This window comes from Pseudomonas svalbardensis, assembly GCF_030053115.1.
GTDB classification, from domain to species: domain Bacteria; phylum Pseudomonadota; class Gammaproteobacteria; order Pseudomonadales; family Pseudomonadaceae; genus Aquipseudomonas; species Aquipseudomonas svalbardensis.
The window spans coordinates 6086670-6107354 of record NZ_CP125619.1; the positions used below are offsets into that span (position 1 = coordinate 6086670).

At 59.2% G+C, this 20685-nt stretch carries 18 protein-coding genes; 9 read left to right on the forward strand and 9 right to left on the reverse strand.

Features of this window, described 5'->3' with window-relative positions; all coding sequences use genetic code 11:
* Genes dapF through QFX16_RS28235 form a run of 4 tightly spaced genes read left to right on the forward strand, consistent with a single transcriptional unit; the run spans nucleotide 1 to nucleotide 3173 of the window.
* Nucleotides 1–831, forward strand: coding sequence for a diaminopimelate epimerase (gene dapF, locus QFX16_RS28220; protein WP_149630711.1), 831 nt, complete (start codon nucleotides 1–3; stop codon nucleotides 829–831).
* A gap of 13 nt (nucleotides 832–844) precedes the next feature.
* Nucleotides 845–1570 (forward strand): DUF484 family protein, encoded by a 726-nt coding sequence (locus tag QFX16_RS28225; RefSeq protein WP_129440062.1) that lies wholly within the window; start codon nucleotides 845–847, stop codon nucleotides 1568–1570.
* Between the two features lie 2 nt (nucleotides 1571–1572).
* Nucleotides 1573–2472 carry a tyrosine recombinase XerC gene (gene xerC, locus QFX16_RS28230; RefSeq protein WP_283182160.1) on the forward strand — a complete coding sequence of 300 codons (900 nt, stop codon included), beginning with the start codon at nucleotides 1573–1575 and terminating at the stop codon, nucleotides 2470–2472.
* Entirely contained in the window at nucleotides 2469–3173 is a 705-nt protein-coding gene (locus QFX16_RS28235) for an HAD family hydrolase (protein ID WP_283182161.1), read from the forward strand. Before xerC ends, QFX16_RS28235 begins: the two co-directional genes overlap by 4 nt.
* 203 nt (nucleotides 3174–3376) lie before the next feature.
* On the opposite strand, the gene sutA is transcribed toward QFX16_RS28235, so the two are convergent.
* From sutA to glnK, 4 genes are all read right to left on the reverse strand, one after another.
* Nucleotides 3377–3697 (reverse strand): dormancy-specific transcriptional regulator SutA, encoded by a 321-nt coding sequence (gene sutA / locus QFX16_RS28240; RefSeq protein ID WP_282376182.1) that lies wholly within the window; start codon nucleotides 3695–3697, stop codon nucleotides 3377–3379.
* Nucleotides 3698–3799: 102 nt separating this feature from the next.
* The gene (locus tag QFX16_RS28245; RefSeq protein WP_283182162.1) at nucleotides 3800–4225 is read right to left on the reverse strand and encodes a secondary thiamine-phosphate synthase enzyme YjbQ; all 426 of its coding nucleotides are present in this window, start codon (nucleotides 4223–4225) and stop codon (nucleotides 3800–3802) included.
* Nucleotides 4226–4439: 214 nt separating this feature from the next.
* Nucleotides 4440–5777, reverse strand: coding sequence for an ammonium transporter (locus QFX16_RS28250; RefSeq protein WP_283182163.1), 1338 nt, complete (start codon nucleotides 5775–5777; stop codon nucleotides 4440–4442).
* 35 nt (nucleotides 5778–5812) lie between these two features.
* On the reverse strand, nucleotides 5813–6151 hold the full coding sequence (gene glnK / locus QFX16_RS28255) for a P-II family nitrogen regulator (protein ID WP_002555808.1): 339 nt from the start codon (nucleotides 6149–6151) through the stop codon (nucleotides 5813–5815).
* A gap of 418 nt (nucleotides 6152–6569) precedes the next feature.
* On the opposite strand from glnK, the gene QFX16_RS28260 reads away from it, so the two are divergent.
* Together QFX16_RS28260 and QFX16_RS28265 are read left to right on the forward strand one after the other, a co-directional pair.
* Nucleotides 6570–6830, forward strand: coding sequence for an accessory factor UbiK family protein (locus tag QFX16_RS28260; RefSeq protein WP_283182164.1), 261 nt, complete (start codon nucleotides 6570–6572; stop codon nucleotides 6828–6830).
* A 438-nt stretch (nucleotides 6831–7268) separates the two neighbouring features.
* A complete protein-coding gene (locus QFX16_RS28265) occupies nucleotides 7269–7790 on the forward strand; it encodes a BRO-N domain-containing protein (RefSeq protein ID WP_283184650.1) in 522 nt (173 codons plus the stop codon).
* Between the two features lie 53 nt (nucleotides 7791–7843).
* Here QFX16_RS28265 and QFX16_RS28270 read toward each other — a convergent pair whose 3' ends face one another.
* A complete protein-coding gene (locus tag QFX16_RS28270) occupies nucleotides 7844–8149 on the reverse strand; it encodes a HigA family addiction module antitoxin (protein WP_283184651.1) in 306 nt (101 codons plus the stop codon).
* Nucleotides 8150–8835: 686 nt separating this feature from the next.
* Between QFX16_RS28270 and QFX16_RS28275 the strand changes: the two genes are divergently transcribed.
* Nucleotides 8836–10329, forward strand: a complete 1494-nt coding sequence (locus QFX16_RS28275; protein WP_283182165.1) for a YifB family Mg chelatase-like AAA ATPase — start codon at nucleotides 8836–8838, stop codon at nucleotides 10327–10329.
* A gap of 279 nt (nucleotides 10330–10608) precedes the next feature.
* On the opposite strand, the gene QFX16_RS28280 is transcribed toward QFX16_RS28275, so the two are convergent.
* The 3 genes from QFX16_RS28280 to QFX16_RS28290 all read right to left on the reverse strand — a co-directional run bounded on the left by QFX16_RS28280 (nucleotide 10609) and on the right by QFX16_RS28290 (nucleotide 15014).
* Nucleotides 10609–11823: an aldose 1-epimerase family protein gene (locus QFX16_RS28280; protein WP_283182166.1), complete on the reverse strand. Its 1215-nt coding sequence runs from the start codon at nucleotides 11821–11823 to the stop codon at nucleotides 10609–10611.
* A gap of 111 nt (nucleotides 11824–11934) precedes the next feature.
* Nucleotides 11935–13911, reverse strand: coding sequence for a methyl-accepting chemotaxis protein (locus QFX16_RS28285; RefSeq protein WP_283182167.1), 1977 nt, complete (start codon nucleotides 13909–13911; stop codon nucleotides 11935–11937).
* A gap of 182 nt (nucleotides 13912–14093) precedes the next feature.
* A complete protein-coding gene (locus tag QFX16_RS28290) occupies nucleotides 14094–15014 on the reverse strand; it encodes a LysR substrate-binding domain-containing protein (protein WP_283182168.1) in 921 nt (306 codons plus the stop codon).
* A gap of 159 nt (nucleotides 15015–15173) precedes the next feature.
* On the opposite strand from QFX16_RS28290, the gene QFX16_RS28295 reads away from it, so the two are divergent.
* Complete coding sequence (locus tag QFX16_RS28295; protein WP_283182169.1) at nucleotides 15174–16571, forward strand: NorM family multidrug efflux MATE transporter; 1398 nt, start codon at nucleotides 15174–15176, stop codon at nucleotides 16569–16571.
* 110 nt (nucleotides 16572–16681) lie between these two features.
* On the opposite strand, the gene QFX16_RS28300 is transcribed toward QFX16_RS28295, so the two are convergent.
* On the reverse strand, nucleotides 16682–18355 hold the full coding sequence (locus tag QFX16_RS28300) for a putative bifunctional diguanylate cyclase/phosphodiesterase (protein WP_283182170.1): 1674 nt from the start codon (nucleotides 18353–18355) through the stop codon (nucleotides 16682–16684).
* Nucleotides 18356–18618: 263 nt separating this feature from the next.
* On the opposite strand from QFX16_RS28300, the gene rep reads away from it, so the two are divergent.
* The gene (rep, locus tag QFX16_RS28305) at nucleotides 18619–20628 is read left to right on the forward strand and encodes a DNA helicase Rep (RefSeq protein ID WP_283182171.1); all 2010 of its coding nucleotides are present in this window, start codon (nucleotides 18619–18621) and stop codon (nucleotides 20626–20628) included.
* The last annotated feature ends 57 nt before the right edge of the window (nucleotides 20629–20685 follow it).

Genomic DNA, 20685 nt, shown 5'->3' on the forward strand with positions numbered 1-20685 from the left:
ATGCTGCTGCGTTTTACCAAGATGCACGGCCTGGGCAATGACTTCATGGTCCTCGACCTGGTCAGCCAGCATGCGCACATCCTGCCCAAACACGCCAAGCAATGGGGCGATCGGCATACGGGTATCGGTTTCGATCAGTTGCTGATCGTCGAAGCGCCAAGCAACCCGGACGTGGATTTCCGCTACCGGATTTTCAACGCCGACGGCTCCGAAGTGGAACAGTGCGGCAACGGTGCGCGCTGTTTCGCACGTTTCGTGCTCGACAAACGCCTGACCGCGAAGCGGCAGATCCGCGTCGAGACCAAAAGCGGCATCATCGAACTGGATATCCGCAGCGACGGGCAGATCGGTGTCAACATGGGCGCACCGCGCCTGGTACCGGCCGACATTCCGTTCGACGCGCCGGAACAGGCCCTGAGTTATCAGGTTGACGTCGACGGCACTGCAGTCGAACTGGCCGCCGTGTCCATGGGCAACCCCCATGCCGTGCTGCGGGTCAGCGATATCAACAACGCACCGGTGCATGAACTGGGGCCTAAAATCGAAAACCATCCGCGCTTTCCGGCGCGGGTCAATGTCGGTTTTCTCCAGGTCATCGACCGGAACCGCGCGCAGCTGCGCGTCTGGGAACGCGGGGCCGGGGAAACCCAGGCTTGCGGAACCGGCGCTTGCGCTGCCGCAGTGGCCGCGATCAGCCAGGGGTGGATGGATTCGCCGCTATTGATCGACCTGCCCGGCGGGCGCCTGTCCATTGAATGGGCAGGCCCTGGCCAACCGGTCATGATGACCGGCCCGGCAGTGCGCGTTTATGAAGGACAAGTGCGTCTTTGAGAGAGTCGAATCCATGAAAGATAAGCCCCAGGTTCCCGCCCTACAGCCCGACGAATCCCCTTCCGAAAGCCTTGAGGCGGCGGCGATTGCCGCGTACCTGGAGGCTCATCCGGATTTCTTCGTCGAGCATGAAGAACTGCTCGCAACCTTGCGCATTCCGCACCAGCGCGGCGACACCATTTCGCTGGTCGAACGCCAGATGACCATCCTGCGCGACCGCAATATCGAGTTGCGTCATCGCCTCTCGCACTTGATGGACGTGGCCCGCGACAACGACCGCCTTTTCGACAAGACCCGCCGCCTGATTCTCGCGCTGATGGACGCCACCAGCCTGGAAGACGTGGTGATCAGCGTCGAAGACAGTCTGCGCCAGGACTTCCAGGTGCCCTTCGTCAGCCTGATCCTGCTGGGTGACAACCCGATGCCGGTGGGCCGCTGGGTGACCCATGCCGATGCGCAAACGGCCATCGGCGGCTTGCTCTCGGAAGACAAAAGCGTCAGCGGCAGCCTGCGTGAACACGAACTGGACTTCCTGTTCGGCGAAGAACAGCGCAAGCAGATCGGTTCCACCGCCGTCGTCGCCATCAGCTACCAAGGCATCCACGGCGTCCTGGCCATCGCCAGCCGCGACCCGCAGCACTACAAGAGCTCGGTGGGCACGCTGTTCCTCAGCTACATCGCCGAAGTCATGGGCCGCGTGCTGCCACGGGTCAACACCTCCCTGCGCTCGGTACGCTGATCGTGGAACGGCAACTGGACGCTTACTGCGAACACCTGCGCAGTGAGCGGCAGGTGTCGCCTCACACGCTGTACGCCTACCGTCGCGACCTCGACAAAGTGCTGGGCTGGTGCGTCAAACAGAACATCAGCAGTTGGGCCGCCCTGGACATCCAGCGCCTGCGCAGCCTGATCGCACGCCTGCATTCACAGGGTCAATCGTCCCGTAGCCTGGCGCGGCTGCTGTCGGCGGTGCGTGGGCTCTATCATTATTTGAACCGCGAAGGCCTCTGCGACCACGACCCGGCCAACGGCCTGGCACCGCCGAAGGGCGAACGACGCCTGCCGAAAACCCTCGACACCGACCGCGCACTGCAACTGCTTGAGGGCGCAGTGGAGGATGATTTCCTGGCGCGTCGGGATCAGGCAATTCTGGAGCTGTTCTATTCCTCGGGTTTGCGGCTGTCGGAACTGACCGGGCTCAATCTGGATCAGCTGGACCTGGCCGACGGCATGGTTCAAGTGCTCGGCAAGGGCAGCAAGACTCGACTGCTGCCGGTCGGCAAAAAAGCTCGCGAAGCACTGGAGTTGTGGCTGCCGCTGCGGGCCATGACCAACCCTGCGGACGACGCGGTGTTTGTCAGCCAGCAAGGCCGGCGCCTCGGCCCACGGGCGATTCAGGTGCGGGTTAAAGCCGCTGGCGAGCGCGAGCTGGGACAGAACCTGCATCCGCACATGCTACGACACTCCTTCGCCAGCCATTTGCTGGAATCCTCCCAGGACTTGCGGGCGGTTCAAGAATTGCTCGGTCACGCGGACATCAAAACCACCCAGATCTACACCCACCTGGACTTCCAGCACCTGGCGACGGTTTACGACAGCGCCCATCCAAGGGCCAAACGCATCAAAGGCGATGAGTCATGAGAATTCAGTTGATCACCTTCGACCTCGACGACACCCTGTGGGATACCGCCCCGGTGATCGTCAGCGCCGAAGCCGTATTGCGTGAATGGCTGACCGAGCAAGCACCGAATCTGGGCGCCGTGCCGGTGGAGCATTTGTGGGCGATTCGCGAGCGGATCCTGAGCAACGAACCAAGTCTCAAGCATCGCATCAGCGCCCTGCGTCGCCGAGTCTTGTTCCACGCACTGGAAGAGGCCGGTTACGACCAGGGTCAGGCCGCAGACCTGGCCGATCAGAGTTTTGAGGTATTTCTGCATGCCCGGCATCAACTGGAAATTTTCCCGGACGTGCAACCGACCCTGGAGACTCTGGCCAATCACTACGCCCTCGGCGTGGTCACCAACGGCAACGCCGATGTGCGCCGCTTAGGGCTGGCGGATTACTTCAAGTTTGCCTTGTGCGCCGAAGACATCGGCATCGGCAAGCCGGATGCGCGACTGTTTCATGAGGCGTTGCAGCGTGGTGGTGCGACGGCCGAGACGGCCGTGCATATCGGCGATCATCCAGGTGACGACATTGCCGGCGCCCAGCAGGCGGGATTGCGGGCGATCTGGTTTAACCCGGCGGGCAAAGTTTGGGAAGCCGAGAAGGCACCGGATGCCGAGATTCGCAGCCTGAGCGAGTTGCCGGCATTGTTGGCCCTCTGGAACGCCCAACACTGATCCTGAGATCACCGATATTCCCCTTGTGGGAGTGAGCCTGCTCGCGATAGCGGAGTGACATTCAGTATTTATATTGCCTGACACATCGCTATCGCGAGCAGGCTCACTCCCACAGGGGATCGACGCAGGCCCAAGATTTTTATTTCACCCATGAAAAAGCCCGCAGCGACGGCGGGCTTTTTCAGCAAGCAAGCTGCAGGCGCTTAGATAGGCCGGCTACCGTACTTGTTGTCAGGCTTCTTGGGAGGATCGGCGACCACATTGGCCTCCACTTCCTGCACCTTTCCGCCTTTGGAGAGAAACTCCTCCATGGCGCGTGCCAGAGCGTCACGCTCTTTGTTCTTGGCTTCAACGCTCGGCAGCTCATCGACCGATACCGCTGCCTTGGCCTTGCCTTTGGCGGTCGGAACGGGCGCTTCACCGCCATCGTCGTCAGCAACGTCTTCCGCTGCAGTTTCCAGACCTTCTTCGGTTTCGTCGTCGCCTACTTCGAGGTCGTCGTTTTCCAGATCATCGTCGCTCATGTTCTACCTCATGACTTGCGAAAAGCAGATTAGTTATAGCCCAGCTTTGCCGTCTGTCGACGGCTGCTGGAAAAAATTCAACCGCCATTGGTGACCAACGGCTTATGCCCCTTCACCGTGCACGGTGGCGAGGACTTTACGGGCACCGCCATAATCACGGTGCTCGCCCAGATAAACGCCTTGCCAGGTTCCCAGCGCCAGTCGGCCTGCCGAAATCGGCAAACTGAGCTGACAGCCAAGTACGCTGGCCTTGAAGTGCGCCGGGAGGTCGTCCAGGCCTTCGTCGTTATGCTCATAGCCGTCTGTTCCTTGTGGGATCAGACGATTAAAAAATCGTTCGAAGTCGCGACGTACCGCCGGATCGGCGTTCTCGTTGATGGTCAACGACGCCGAGGTATGCTGCAGCCACAAATGCAACAGACCGACCCGACATGCCTTGATTTCAGGCAGGCCGGCGAGTAACTCGTCCGTTACCAGATGAAAGCCCCGGGGCCTCGCCCGCAGGGTAATCAGAGTCTGTTGCCACATACAGTTCTCCGCACGTTCGGGGCGCATTCTAGCGCGCTCTGGGAAAAAACAAAGGCCCTAATATTCCTTCAATCATGTAAGCCATTGGCCGCAGAAAAACGCTCGTCGTAAACGCCACTAAACGTGTACGAAAAAACCTTTCAGCAGTTCCTTCACTGACAAACTCCAGACAAAAAAATGCCCGGCAAGCCGGGCAAGTTTTTTGTGCGCGTACTTACAAGTTGTAGCCGCGTTCGTTGTGAAGCGCCAAATCGATGCCGACCGCCTCTTCTTCCTCAGTGATGCGCAGACCCATGACGGCGTCCAGGACCTTGAGGATGATGTAGGTGACGATCGCGGTGTAGATCACCGTGAAGCCCACGCCTTTCAACTGAATCCAGACTTGTGCACCGATGTCGGTGACAGTGCCGAAGCCACCCAGGGCCGGTGCAGCGAAGACACCGGTCAGGATCGCACCGAGGATACCGCCGATACCGTGCACACCGAAGGCGTCCAGGGAGTCGTCATAACCGAGTTTGCGTTTCAGAGTGGTGGCGCAGAAGAAGCACACCACGCCGGCTGCCAGGCCGATGACCAGAGCACCCATCGGGCCTACGGTGCCAGCGGCTGGTGTGATTGCAACCAGACCGGCCACAACACCCGAAGCGATACCCAGAGCACTTGGTTTGCCGTGAGTGACCCACTCGGCGAACATCCAACCCAATGCAGCGGCGGCGGTTGCGATCTGGGTCACCAGCATCGCCATACCCGCAGTGCCGTTGGCCGCAGCAGCAGAACCGGCGTTGAAGCCGAACCAGCCGACCCACAGCATGGCGGCACCCATCAGGGTGTAACCGAGGTTGTGCGGCGCCATCGGGGTGGTCGGGAAGCCTTTGCGTTTGCCCAGTACCAGGCAGGCAATCAGACCGGCCACACCGGCGTTGATGTGCACCACGGTGCCGCCGGCGAAGTCCAGCACGCCCCAGTCCCACATCAGGCCGCCGTTACCGGACCAGACCATGTGCGCAATCGGTGCATAAACCAGGGTGAACCAGACGCCCATGAAGATCAGCATCGCGGAGAACTTCATCCGCTCGGCGAAGGCACCGACGATCAGCGCAGGGGTGATGATGGCAAAGGTCATCTGGAAGGTGATGAACACCGCCTCAGGGAACAACGCCGCGGGACCGGTCAGGCTCGATGGCGTGACACCGGCGAGGAAAGCCTTGCCCATGCCGCCGAAGAATGAGTTGAAGTTGACGACGCCCTGTTCCATGCCGGTGGTGTCGAACGCGATGCTGTAGCCATAAATGACCCACAGGATGCTGATCAGGCCGGTAATGGCAAAGCACTGCATCATCACGGAAAGAATGTTTTTGGAGCGAACCATGCCGCCGTAGAACAGCGCGAGGCCGGGAATGGTCATGAACAGCACGAGGGCTGTCGAGGTCATCATCCAGGCGGTGTCGCCGGAGTTGAGGACTGGGGCTGCCACTTCGTCTGCCGCCACAACCAGGCCGGGCATTACGAGGGACAACAGGGCTCCTAGCCCTGCGAATTTACGCAGAGTCATATTGTTTTCTCCTGGGGCGTTGGGTGTGTGGCGGCTTAGATTGCGTCGGTATCGGTTTCGCCGGTACGGATGCGAATCGCCTGTTCCAGATTAACCACGAAGATCTTGCCGTCACCGATCTTGCCGGTGTTGGCAGCCTTGGTTATCGCCTCGATAACCCGGTCAAGATCCTTGTCGTCAATGGCGACATCGATCTTCACCTTTGGCAGGAAATCGACCACGTATTCCGCGCCGCGGTACAGCTCGGTGTGACCCTTCTGCCGACCGAAGCCTTTGACTTCAGTAACGGTAATGCCCTGCACGCCGATCTCGGACAGCGACTCGCGTACGTCGTCCAGTTTGAACGGCTTGATGATGGCAGTGACTAGCTTCATGAAAACTCTCTCCCGAATTGGTGGACTTGCCCCAGGAAAACAAACCCGACTCAAGTCTAAGCGCAGTGCCTGGCTTTGTAACGCATCGTCGGCCTTACCTGCCCGTCCGACGCCTGCTAACCACTCCGCACGAAACACTTCCCCCGTTCCGCTTGGCGCACTGCATTCGTCACAGCGACTGCATCAGTGCATGGGTCACTACCGACTAAGCAGAAAGCTTGCCATCTCGCCAAAACCCACTGATTTCAAGCCTTTGGCCGCTGCTGAAAGCGGCTTCGCGCACATGGCCCGACGGATACGCACAACAACAGTGCGTAGCCGTCCGTCCCCATGCGCGAAAAGCGTGCACCCCTGACGGCGAGATTGACTATAGACGCTGCGTGATACACTGCCCGCCATTGTTGACAGGACATTTCCCATGCTCGCGCCCAAAGACTTCCTCGATGCCCTGAGCGGCACCGCCTCCCGCCTCTTCAGCGGCGACACCCCACTGCCGAAAAGCGAAATCGAAAGCCAGTTCAAGGCTCTGTTGCAGAGCGGCTTCAGCAAGCTGGATCTGGTGAGCCGGGAAGAATTCGATAGCCAGATGGTCGTGCTGGCACGGACCCGGGCACGATTGGAGAGCCTTGAGGCGAAGGTGGCGGAACTTGAAGCGAAGCTGAATCCACCAGTCGAGTAACACCGCAGATCCCACGGTGAAACCCAATCCACTGTGGGAGCGAGCCTGCTCGCGATAAGGTCGGAACGACCTTCAGATTCAACCGTAGGAGCTGCCGAAGGCTGCGATCTTTTGATCTTTAAGCGCTCAAAAATCCAAGCACCTTCCTACAACAAAACCACCGCCGTCCGATTGCGTCGTAAGACCTCCAGTTCCTATGCTCATCCCCAGCTGAATGTTCAGCTCTGGGTTTGGCGACCCGGAAGACCCCGACGCACCGCGACCACATTCGACCGGGGAATTTGTTCCCATCTCGAATTATGGCGGCTATGCGTGGGAGACCTTCGGGTCTGCCGGTTTTCGGGCGTCACCGGTTCGCCAACCCGCGCATGGCTGCCACCCTTTTCGTTTGGCGACGATCAGAGGCAGTTTTCTTCATTTGATCCCGAGAACTGCACCATGGACGAAAACTATTTAATACCCCAAGTCTTCACTCGCCACAAACTCAACCTCCACGCCCTTCTAATAGAAAACCAACCCTGGTTCAGCGCCCGTGACCTCGGCCGCCTCCTGCGCCTTTACCTCGACGAACGAGCCGTCCGAAAACTCGACCCCGACCAACACCAAACATTACGAATGCTCATCCACGGCAGCATCGAAAACACACTGCTGATCAGCGAATCCGGCGTCTACGCGTTACTGATCTACCACTACTGCCCCGAATATCGAGGCCTGCGCGAATGGCTGACCCACGACGTGGTGCCAGCCCTCAGAGACGCCCAACAACCCGCCTCAACAGAGCGCCCGATTCTGAGCCTGCTGAACTGGCCGGAGATGTCATTGAGTTTGCTGCACTGGAACAACCAGCCGTGGATTCGGTTGCAAGACGTTCCGCAGATGTTGCCGGACCAAGATCGACCACGAAGCGCCGTCAACGAACCTTGGTGGAGGCGAGTATCGAAGGTGCTCCAAGCATTCTGATCCCCAAAAAAGAACCCCACGCATTTAACGTGGGGTTCAATTAATACGAAAGATCAGGCGCAGTGAGGAAGACGCTCAACCTGATCTCGAATCACGGCACCCCGTTCAATCTCGGCTTTGCGCAAATCGTATGTCGATTGCAGGTTCAGCCAAAATTCTGGGGTCGTATCCAGGCAGATGGAAAGCCTGAGCGCCATGTCTGCACTGACGCCCCTACGCTGAAGCACGATGTCGTTCACCGTCGGTGTCGAGACGCTCAATGCTCTGGCCAAAGCAGCAGCCGTAAGGTTCAGAGGCTCCAGGTATTCCTCTTTGAGGATCTCGCCGGGATGAACCGGGCGCATACCATTCTTAGTCATATTCACCTCAGTGATAATCGACGATTTCAACACTTTCCGGTCGCTGCGAAACAGGTACTCGGTCTCAGAACATTTAAAGCTAACGATCATAATTTAAAGCTTAACGTTATGCATTAATCTTGAGCGTATAACCTGAACTCACAAATGCAAACGTGCTGTTTTGACTTTTGGCCTCCCTTTCAAAAATCTAGGAAAAGGACTACCTGCGCCCTTTAGAAGGTCTTCAAAACCAAGCTGACTCCTACAAAAAAAACCTCCAATTCCCATTGCCTCACAAGTAAGCACATCTCTTAAACTGATTGGCTCGAACACTCATCCAGGCACGCGAGGTGTCTATGAAAAGCAAAAAGCAAAAAGCGAAGCCGTTAATGATCGCTGAGTATCATGCCGAGGCGCTCCGTTTAGCCGGAAACGTTTCTGCCAGCCAACATCGCTTTTTTTAAAGTGGCTGCAACGTATGGCAAAGAACTTGAACCTGATGGCTTGCTTGCAGGTGCACGAGTCTGACTAGGCTTCCCGAAAAAACCGCCCGAGTGGCGGTTTTTTTGTGCCTTGCGATTGGCCTGCTTTGTACTCGCAACATCCAGTGAAAGTTTGCCGCCTAAACCACCCCACCAGAATTTCCACCGCCAACTACCCTTCAAAAAACCCGCAGGAAGCGGTCCTCGCCAGCTCAAGGAACGACCATGTCCCTCTCCATCGTCCACAGCCGCGCCCAGATTGGCGTGGATGCGCCTGCCGTCACCGTCGAAGTCCATCTGGCCAACGGTTTGCCGTCGCTGACGATGGTCGGTTTGCCTGAAGCCGCCGTGAAGGAAAGCAAGGATCGAGTGCGCAGTGCGATCATCAATTCAGGCCTGCAGTTTCCGGCGCGCCGCATCACCTTGAATCTCGCGCCCGCCGATCTACCGAAGGACGGCGGGCGATTCGATCTGGCGATTGCCTTGGGGATTCTCTCGGCCAGCGTGCAAGTGCCGACATTGACGCTGGATGACGTGGAGTGTTTGGGGGAGTTGGCACTGTCAGGGGCGGTGCGGGCGGTTCGGGGTGTATTGCCGGCGGCGCTGGCGGCGCGCAAGGCCGGGCGCACGCTGGTGGTGCCGCGAGCGAATGCCGAGGAGGCCTGCCTGGCTTCGGGGTTAAAAGTGATTGCGGTGGATCATTTGCTGGAAGCGGTCGCGCATTTCAATGGCCACACGCCCATCGCCCCCTACGCTTCCAATGGCTTGCTCTACGCCAGCAAACCCTACCCCGATTTGAATGAAGTGCAGGGACAACTCGCGGCCAAGCGCGCGTTGCTGATTGCGGCGGCAGGGGCTCATAACTTGCTGTTCAGCGGCCCGCCGGGGACGGGGAAAACGTTGTTGGCGAGTCGTCTGCCGGGGCTGTTACCGCCATTGGCCGAGAGTGAAGCGCTGGAAGTCGCGGCGATTCAATCCGTCGCCAGTTGTGTGCCGTTGAGTCATTGGCCACAGCGCCCCTTCCGACAGCCACACCACTCCGCTTCAGGCCCGGCACTGGTGGGCGGTGGCTCGAAACCGCAACCTGGCGAAATCACCCTCGCCCACCATGGTGTGTTGTTCCTCGATGAGCTCCCGGAATTCGATCGCAAGGTGTTGGAGGTGTTAAGGGAACCGCTGGAATCCGGCCACATCGTGATATCCCGCGCCAAGGATCGAGTGAGGTTTCCGGCCCGCTTTCAATTAGTGGCCGCAATGAACCCGTGCCCCTGTGGATATCTTGGCGAGCCCAGCGGTAAATGCAGTTGTACACCGGACATGGTCCAGCGTTACCGCAACAAACTGTCGGGGCCGCTGCTGGACCGCATCGATCTGCACCTGACGGTTGCTCGCGAAGCCACGGCGCTGAATCCTGCGTTAAAACCCGGCGACGATACTGCCACCGCCGCCGGGTTGGTCGCCGATGCACGAGAACGGCAACAAAAACGCCAGGGCTGCGCCAATGCATTCCTCGATTTGCCGGGCCTGCGCAGACACTGCAAGTTATCCACAGTTGACGAAACCTGGCTGGAAACGGCGTGTGAACGGCTGACCTTGTCCCTTCGAGCGGCCCATCGACTGCTCAAGGTTGCTCGCACCTTGGCGGACCTTGAGCAAACCGATGAGATCAAACGCGAGCATTTGGCGGAAGCCTTGCAATATAGGCCGACGAGTCTTTAGGTAGTTTTGTAAGCGTCTTTTCCGAATTCCTTCATTTTGTAAGCGTTTTTTTAATGAAACATGCATTTCTAACCGTTTTTTTGCACGAGTAAGCGAATTTATGTCCAACATCGGCTATGTCTGGCTCTCTCGCGAACACCGGATAACGCCTGTACAACCATTTCCCGTCAGCAGCGAGATAGGTACACGCCGGTCAAGCCAGAGAGACCCAAGTTAGGAGAACGCATCGCACGTGCCGTTGAGGAAGCTTTCAGCGATTTGAAGTAAACGGACGGGACATCAGCCCTTGGTGAGGTCAACCAATGGCGTCTGCCGCACTTCTGTCTCCCGACCACCCTGAATCTCGCTCACCCGCTTCAACGCCTTATCCACAGCCGCCTTATCCGCTAACAAGCTGTAGCTGATCCGGAACTGCTTCTGTTCCTTCGGCCCAATTGTCGGCACCAGGTTCAGTGGCCGCTGATACCGGCGGTTGTAGGAAAAACTCGTCCCCGGTTCCAGCCCCGTGACATAGCCCTGCCCTTGGGTGTCCGTGTTTTTCCACAGGGAGAACACCGGCAACTGCTGAGTATTGAAACCCACCGAAACCCCGAGGCTGCCGGCCTTGTTATGCAGCACGGTCAGCGTATCGCCCTTGGCGTCGGCATACGGCACGACGTTGTAAACCGTCTCGTCGTAGTCCTTGGTCGGCGCACGGTAGGTTTGCCAGTCCGGCAGATCCCCTTTGGCCTTGTCATTGAACGGCGAGACCTGTTTCACCGGTGCGGCGAATCGGGCGCCCTGTTCCAGGAATGGGGTGCTGAAGTTGCTGTGGTACAGCGCCTGGTATTCCTTTGGATAATCGCCGTTGTTGGTGAGGGTGTCGTTGAGGGCGAACGCTACGCTGCCAGGCTCGGTGACCAGCTCAGTCATCACCGAGAAGTCGACTTTCTTGAACGCCTGCTCTTTCAGCTCGCCGCGCAGGCTGATGGTGTAAGGCGCTTTTTCATCGATGTGCAACGTGACTTTGCTGGCCGGAATGTTGGCGGCGCGACCGTGGAGCGTCAGCAGTTCACCGTTGTCCATGCCGGGGTGACCGACCCACTCATAGCCGCAGCGGGCGACTAGCTCGTTAAAGCCCTCGAGCCAGCCCAGCCCGCCGCGGCCGTTGAGTTCGATGAAGGACGGATTGACCACGTCCTTGACCGGCGAATCCCAACCCATGCGCACATTACCGACCGACGCCTGCAGGACGTTCATCCCACGGGTCGGCACCACCGAGAGTTTCATGTTGCCGTTATCGATGTCGATGATGCTGACACCCTCCTGCCGACCACCGTGCAAGGTGCGCAGGGTGACCGAGAAGGGTTTGTCGGTTTTGATGCCGAGCTGCTGACTGGTGATCTGCCAGTTCTGGGCCGCTTTGTCGGTGTCGAGCAACACGTAATCCCAAGCCATGGCGTGGGAGGTAGCCGACAATGCGCCGAGAGCGATAATGAGTTTGAGCGGAGTCATGACAGGAGCCTTTCTTGGAGTTGTGTCGTTTTTATAGACTTGCTGAAACGATTCATCAAGCTTAAAAACAACACAACTCAGCTCATGGCAGAGAAAGAATGCGGCGGTGCCTCAACGGAACCGGTCAACCTCATGCCGTAAATCCGCCGCCAGCTTCTCCAGCTCTTTGGCGGTGATCGCCAGATTGGACACCACTTCACGCTGCTCACTGTTCGCCAGAGCAATGCTTTGCAGGTTGCTGCTGAGCAAGGTTGCGGTACTGCTCTGTTCTTGAGTGGCGGTGGTGATCGCCGCGAATTGCTGACCGGCCGAGCGGCTTTGCTCATCGATCCGCGCCAAGGCCGAAGCCACGTTGGCGTTGCGCGACAGGCCTTCCTGCATCAACAGGTTACCCTGCTCCATAGTGCTGATGGCGTTACCGGTTTCTTGCTGAATGCTTTGGATCATGCCGGAAATTTCGTTGGTCGCTTCGCGAGTGCGTGAGGCCAGGTTACGAACTTCATCGGCCACGACGGCAAAACCACGCCCCTGCTCACCGGCACGAGCGGCTTCGATGGCGGCGTTGAGCGCTAGCAGGTTGGTTTGATCGGCAATCGAGGTAATCACACCGACAATGCCGCCGATTTCCTGGGAGCGCTGACCCAAGGTATTGATCACCGTCGCCGTGCTGTTCAGCGCGCCAGCGATTTGCTCCAGGGACGTGGACGCTTCGTCCATCGACGTACGACCGATCTGGGTTTGCTGTGCGTTTTCTTGAGCTAGACGCTGAGTGCTGCCCATGTTGTCGGCAATGTTCAGGGAGGTGGCGCTGAACTCTTCCACGGCGCCGGCCATGCTAGTGATTTCGCCCGACTGCTGCTCCATCCCTTCATAGGCGCCGCCGGAAAGACCGGACAAGGCCTGGGCGCGGCTGTTGACCTCTTGCGAAGCTTTGCGGATGTGCTCAACCATGGTCGACAAAGCTTGGCTCATCTGGTTGAAAGCGCGGGCCAGCTGACCGATCTCATCGTTGCTCGACACGTTCAGCCGCACGCTCAAATCACCGGCCCCCAAGGCTTCAGCCTGACGCACCAGATCACCCAGCGGCGCGAGTTTGCTGCGCAGCAACCAGACCGCCGAACCCACAGCGATCAACATCGCCAACAGACTGCCAATCGCCAATTGAATACCAACACTCCAGGTCACGGCACGGATTTCAGCTTTCGGCATGCTCGCCACGACCGACCATGGGCCGCCTTCAAACGGTACGGCAATGCTGTAGAAATCTTCGGACTTGTCGCTCCAGAACTCGCCCTTGCCCGGCGTTTTCGCCAAACCAACGATGGTCGGAGTCGCCTGATCCAGCGCTTGTACGCCCGCGATCGGCACCAGCCATTTGCTCTGCTCATCCAGCAGCGCCAGGGAACCGGTCTGGCCGATACGGAAGCGCTTGAGGTTGGCAAACTGCGCATTCTGCGCGTCGGTGTAGTCGAATCCTACGAACAGAACAGCAATCACCTTACCGCCGCTGTCACGTACGGGGGTGTACTGAGTCATGTAGGAGCGGTCGAAGAGCAAGGCGCGACCGACATAGCTTTGCCCCGCCATCAAGCGCGCATAGGCCGGATGAGCATGATCCAGCAAGGTGCCGATGGCCCGGTTGCCGTCCTGTTTGCTCAGGGACGTGCTGACCCGAATGAAGTCATCGCCGCTGCGCACAAACACCGTCGCAACGCCGGCGGTCATTTGCTTGAACTCATCCACTTCCTTGAAATTGTTGTTCAGCACTTCGCTGCCCAGGTGCAGGCCCGGCGTCTGCGCGCCCGCTACCGCCACCGGTTCATCCGGGTGCACGCTCAAACCGCCGCTGAAGCGCTTCTCGAACAGACCGCTCAGGCGCTGGGTGCTTTCACGCAACGTGCCGTGAAAGGTGCTCAACTGATCGGCCAGCAACCGGGCTTCACTGGCCAAATGCTCTTCGCGGGTGGCAAGGTTGGCGGTGTCCAGCGAGCGCAGGGCGAACACGGTACTGCCGCTGATGACAATCGCCAGTATCACGGCAAGCGCAAGACCAAGCTGTGAGGCGATCCGGGCACGAGGTTGAGACATGACAGCTCCTGGCCGAGTGACCGGATCATCCTGATCACGACGCACACTCAGCAAAATTTCTAATGGGAATTACGGCGAACCTGCACGAAGGTTCCACCTGCAGATTTTCGGCGGCAAACCTGAATACTTGAGTAATTAGCCGGGGTATGGCTCAAGGCCGCCATTGCGGCGGCTCTATCGATTCAGCTCAAGTGCTGGACATCGGGCAATTCCATTGCTCGGACTTCGCCTTGCAGGAAGTCGCTGAGCCTGCGCAAACGTTCACCTCCGGGGCGTGTTTTCGGCCATACGAGGTAATAATTCTCACCGCTGGCGACGGCCGTCGGCCACGGCAAACTCAAGCGTCCCTGCGCCACATCCTCCGCGACCATCAACAGATCGCCCATGGACACGCCATAACCTCGGGCGGCGGCGATCATGCCCAGTTCCAGCGTGTCGAACACCTGCCCGCCCTTGAGCGACACCTGATCCGCCAGCCCCATGCGCTCCAGCCAACTGCGCCAGTCGCGACGATCCGGTGTCGGGTGCAGCAGTTCGGCATTGGCCAGCCGTGCAACATCCCACGGTTGATCCTGCAGAAGATTCGGCGCGCCGACTGGAATCAGCTCTTCCGGGAACAGGAAACTCGCCTCCCAGTCCGGCGGAAAATGCCCGTTGCTGAGGATGACGGCGCAGTCGAACGGTTCATGGTTGAAGTCCACCGAGTCGACGTCCATCCAGGCGCTGGTCAATTGCACCTCGTTGCCCGGTTGCAGGTGCCGAAAGCGGCTGAGCCGTGCCAGCAGCCAACGCATGGTCAGGGTCGACGGCGCTTTCATGCGCAGGATGTCATCTTCGGCGCGCAACGTATTGCAGGCCCGCTCCAGGGCGGTGAAGCCTTCGCGAATGCCGGGCAGGATCAAGCGCGCCGACTCGGTCAGTTGCAGATTGCGCCCGCTGCGGTGAAACAGCCGACAGGCAAAATGCTCTTCGAGCGTACGAATATGCCGACTGACCGCGCTTTGGGTGATCGATAATTCTTCGGCCGCACGGGTAAACGAGCTGTGCCGCGCCGCCGCTTCGAATGCGCGCAGGGCATACAAGGGAGGAAGACGACGGGACATTCGGAAAGCTCCTATAGCGGGATTCGGTCACCCTAGCAGAAACTCTCCAGCATGAGTTTTAATCATGCAACCCATCCTTTTTATCCCTTTGTGCAAACCCCGTAGAGCGCCGAGAATCGACGCTTTCCTGTCCCTCTTTAATTATCGAGCGTGATGACCATGCAGCATCCAGCACGTACCGAACTCTGGGCCATCCTGCGGCTGGCGGGGCCGTTGATTGCCTCGCAGTTGGCGCACATGCTGATGGTCCTCACCGACACCTTGATGATGGCGCGCCTGAGTCCAGAGGCGCTGGCCGGTGGCGGTCTGGGCGCAGCAACTTACTCGTTCGTGTCGATCTTCTGCATTGGCGTGATCGCCGCGGTCGGCACCCTGGTGGCCATCCGTCAGGGTGCCGGTGACATCGTCGGCGCCGCCAGGCTGACCCAGGCCGGGTTATGGCTGGCGTGGTTGATGGCGCTGGTAGCCGGGCTGCTGCTGTGGAACCTCAAACCGGTGTTGCTGCTGTTTGGCCAGACCGAAACCAACGTCCACGCTGCCGGGCAGTTCCTGTTGATCCTGCCGTTCGCCCTGCCCGGCTACCTGAGCTTCATGGCCCTGCGCGGCTTCACCAGCGCCATCGGCCGGGCTACACCGGTGATGGTCATCAGCCTCGGCGGCACCGTGGCCAACTTCCTGCTCAATTACGCATTGATTACCGGCATGTTCGGTCTGCCGAAACTGGGGTTGATGGGCATCGGGCTGGTTACCGCAGTTGTCGCCAATTGCATGGCGCTGGCGCTGGCCTGGCACATCCGTCGGCATCCGGCCTACGACGCTTATCCCTTGCGTCAGGGACTGTCGCGACCTAACCGTCAGTATCTCAAGGAACTGTGGCGCCTGGGCCTGCCGATTGGTGGCACCTACGCGGTGGAAGTCGGACTGTTTGCGTTCGCCGCGCTGTGCATGGGCACTATGGGCAGTACGCAAATGGGCGCACACCAGATCGCCCTGCAAATCGTCTCGGTAGCGTTCATGGTTCCGGCGGGGATTTCCTATGCGATCACCATGCGCATCGGGCAGCACTACGGCGCAGGGCAGCTACTGAATGCACGGCTGGCCGGACGGGTCGGCATCGCTTTTGGCGCGGCAGCGATGCTTGCCTTCGCCATGGTCTTCTGGTTGCTGCCGAATCAGTTGATCGGTTTGTTCCTGGACCACAACGACCCGGCGTTTCGCGACGTCATCAACCTGGCCGTGAGCCTGTTGGCGGTCGCCGCGTGGTTCGAGCTGTTCGACGGCACGCAAACCATTGCCATGGGTTGCATTCGCGGACTCAAGGATGCCAAGACCACGTTCCTGGTAGGTTTGGGCTGCTATTGGCTGATTGGCGCGCCAGCCGCCTGGTGGATGGCCTTCCATTTGAATTGGGGGCCGACAGGCGTCTGGTGGGGGTTGGCGCTGGGGCTGGCGTGCGCGGCGGTGAGCCTGACGTTGGCGTTTGAGTGGAAGATGAAGCGGATGATTCGGCGGGAGCTTTCGCCACAGCAGCGTTTCGAAGTCCCTCAGCCAGACTGAGATCCCCTGTGGGAGCGAGCCTGCTCACGAAAAGGCCGTGTCAGTTAACATTGATGTCGACTGATACACCGCTTTCGCGAGCAGGCTCGCTCCCACATTTTTTTCCGTGTTTAAACCACGATTTCCAGCGCCCACTGCTGACTGCTTCCAAAGGTCAAGTATTCAACCAGCTCCCCCAGCGGCAATGGCTTGCTGATCAAATATCCCTGCACCTGATCGCAACCAAACCCGCGCAACAGATCCAGTTGCTCCGGCGTTTCTACGCCTTCGGCGACCACTTCAAGATTGAGGTTGTGCGCCAGATTGATCATCGCGTGGACCAGTTTGCGATTCTCTTCGCGCTGTTCCATGCCGCCGACAAAGCTCTTGTCGATCTTCAATAAGGCAATCGGCAGGCTGTTGAGGTGCACGAACGACGAGAAACCGGTGCCGAAGTCGTCGAGGGAGAAGCGCACACCCAGACGCCCCAGGGCATCCATGGTCTGTTTGACCAGATCGCTGCGGCGCATCACCGCGGTTTCAGTCAGTTCGAATTCCAGCCATTGCGCCTCGACACCACGCTCGGCAATCAACCGACTCAACGTAGAGAGTAACTGGCTGTCCTGAAACTGCCGGAACGACAGGTTGATCGCCATGTGCAACGCCGGCAAACCCCGTTCGCGCAACGCTTGCATGTCGCGCAAGGCCCGGGAAATCACCCAGTAACCCAGCGGCACGATCAAACCGCTCTGCTCGGCCAGCGGCACGAATTCGCTGGGTGGCAGCAAGCCGCGCTCGCCATGACGCCAGCGCACCAAGGCTTCGAGGCCGACGATCTGACCGTCCTCGAGGTTCAGGCGTGGCTGGTAATGCAGTTCCAGTTCATCCCGGCGCAACGCCCGGCGCAGCTCGCTTTCGAGGTCGGCCATGCTGCGGGCATTGCGATTGATGCGTTCGTTGAAGATGTGAAAGGTACAGCCCTGAGTGCTTTTGGCTTGTTGCATGGCGATGTGCGCGTGCCACATCAGCGGGTCGGCGCCGGCCTGGGCCCGGGCGTGGGCAATACCGAGGCTGGAACCGATCAACAGGCTTTCGCCGTCGACCCAGTAAGGCTCGGCCAGCGCTTCGGTAATGCGCTCGGCCATCCATTCGGCGCGCTGAGGCGCGCGGCGGGTGTCGATCAGCAGGGCGAACTCATCACTGCCCAGTCGAGCCAGTTGATCGCCGGCCTCAAGCTGGCTTTTCAGCCGCGCGACCACTTGCAGGATCAACCGGTCACCGGCCTGGTGGCCGAGGGCATCGTTGGCGTGACGGAAGTTATCGAGATCGAGGTGACCGAGGGCCAGGCCGCGGCCGTCGTTTTCCGCCAGGCGTGCCGCCAGCAAGGTCTGGAAACCCTGGCGATTGGCGATGCCGGTGAGCGGGTCTTGCTCAGCCAGGCGCTGCAGGGTGTTTTCCAGCACACCACGCTCGCGCACATGCCGCAAGCACCGGCGCAACATGCCGGGATCAAGGTGATCGCGTACCAGCCAGTCGCTCACCCCATCGGGCGGCGCCAGTGGTTCGTGCTCGAGCAGCAATACCGTCGGCAGGCTGCAACGGCCAGGTAGAGGTTGAAGCGCTGGAATCGTCAACAACACCGCGCTGCGGTTGTCATCGAACAGACTGCTGACCGACTCCCAGCTCGGCGCGCTGATCAGCACGGTCGAGCTCCCCATTGGAGCCAGACACTCGCGCAACAACGCTGCCCACGCTGGCTCTTCGGCCAGTAGCAGCAAACGCAAGGGTTCGACAGGCGTAGACAAGCTAGCTCCCTAGACTCTGCAAAGATGGAGGCGGCGGGCATTATGCAGCGCCGGTAACCAATGACCAAATGACCTCGGTTATCAAACGCGGCTTTGTATCCGGAATTACGAACATTAGACGCAAACTCACCGCGCATCCTGCGTGAAAGTATCAAAACCGGCAAATATAGATAGCGTGCTGCGTCACAAGTCGGAGAGAGCAGCACAATTCGCTGAGCCTGTTAAAATGCCGGCCCATTTCGCAAACGACTCCCTGATTTCGTATGTCCCGACTCAATCCCCGGCAGCAAGAAGCCGTGAGCTACGTCGGCGGCCCTCTTTTGGTGCTCGCCGGCGCAGGCTCCGGCAAGACCAGCGTGATCACGCGCAAGATCGCCCACTTGATCCAGAATTGCGGCATCCGCGCCCAGTACATCGTCGCCATGACCTTTACCAACAAGGCCGCGCGGGAGATGAAGGAACGGGTTGGCACCTTGCTCAAGGGCGGCGAAGGCCGCGGCCTGACGGTCTGCACCTTCCACAATCTGGGCCTGAACATCATCCGCAAGGAACACGTGCGGCTGGGCTACAAGCCAGGTTTCTCGATCTTCGACGAGACCGACGTCAAAGCCTTGATGACCGACATCATGCAGAAGGAATACTCGGGCGACGACGGCGTCGACGAGATCAAGAACATGATCGGCTCGTGGAAGAACGACCTGATCCTGCCGCCCGAAGCCCTGGAAAACGCACGCAACCCCAAGGAACAGACTGCCGCCATCGTCTACACCCACTATCAGCGCACGCTCAAGGCGTTCAACGCGGTGGACTTCGACGACCTGATCCTGCAGCCGGTGAAGCTGTTCCAGGAACACCCCGACATCCTCGAAAAATGGCAGAACAAAGTCCGCTACCTGCTGGTGGACGAATATCAGGACACCAACGCCAGCCAGTATTTGCTGGTGAAGCTGCTCATCGGCATACGCAACCAGTTCACCGTGGTGGGCGATGACGACCAGTCGATTTATGCCTGGCGCGGAGCCCGTCCTGAAAACCTGATGCTGCTCAAGGACGATTACCCGTCCCTGAAAGTGGTAATGCTGGAGCAAAACTATCGCTCCACCAGCCGAATTCTGCGTTGCGCCAACGTGCTGATCTCGAACAACCCGCACGAATTCGAAAAGCAGCTGTGGAGCGAGATGGGCCACGGCGACGAGATCCGCGTGATCCGTTGCCGCAACGAAGACGCCGAAGCCGAGCGCGTGGCCGTGGAACTGCTGACCCTGCACTTGCGCACGGATCGGCCATACAGCGATTTCGCGATTCTGTACCGCGGTAACTACCAGGCCAAGCTGATCGAGTTGAAGCTGCAACACCACCAGATTCCGTATCGACTTTCCGGCGGCAACAGCTTTTTCGGACGTCAGGAAGTGAAAGATCTGATGGCCTACTTCCGCCTGATCGTAAACCCGGACGACGACAACGCCTTCCTGCGGGTGATCAACGTCCCACGCCGGGAGATCGGTTCGACCACGCTGGAAAAGCTCGGCAACTACGCCACCGAACGCAAAATCTCGATGTACGCCGCCACCGACGAAATCGGTCTGGGCGAACATCTGGATACGCGCTTCACCGATCGACTGTCGCGCTTCAAGCGCTTCATGGACAAGGTCCGCGAGCAATGCGCCGGCGAAGACCCGATCTCGGCGCTGCGTAGCATGGTCATGGACATCGACTACGAGAACTGGCTGCGCACCAACAGCTCCAGCGACAAGGCCGCCGACTACCGCATGGGTAACGTCTGGTTCCTGATCGAGGCGTTGAAGAACACCCTCGAAAAAGACGAAGAAGGCGAGATGACCGTCGAAGACGCCATCGGCAAACTCGTCCTGCGCGACATGCTGGAACGTCAGCAGGAAGAGGAAGACGGCGCCGAGGGTGTGCAGATGATGACCCTGCACGCCTCCAAGGGGCTGGAATTCCCCTACGTGTTCATCATGGGCATGGAAGAGGAAATCCTCCCGCACCGTTCCAGCATCGAAGCCGACACCATCGAAGAAGAACGTCGGCTGGCCTACGTCGGAATTACCCGAGCGCGTCAGACGCTGGCCTTCACCTTCGCCGCCAAGCGTAAGCAATACGGCGAGATCATCGATTGCGCGCCGAGCCGCTTTCTTGATGAACTGCCGCCGGACGACCTGGCTTGGGAAGGCAACGACGACACGCCCGTTGAAGTCAAAGCTGTTCGCGGTAATACCGCATTGGCGGATATACGCGCGATGTTAAAGCGCTAGAATTGCCTACTTTTTAACCGAGCACTTTTTTACGAGCTTGGCGCACACAAGGCGCCA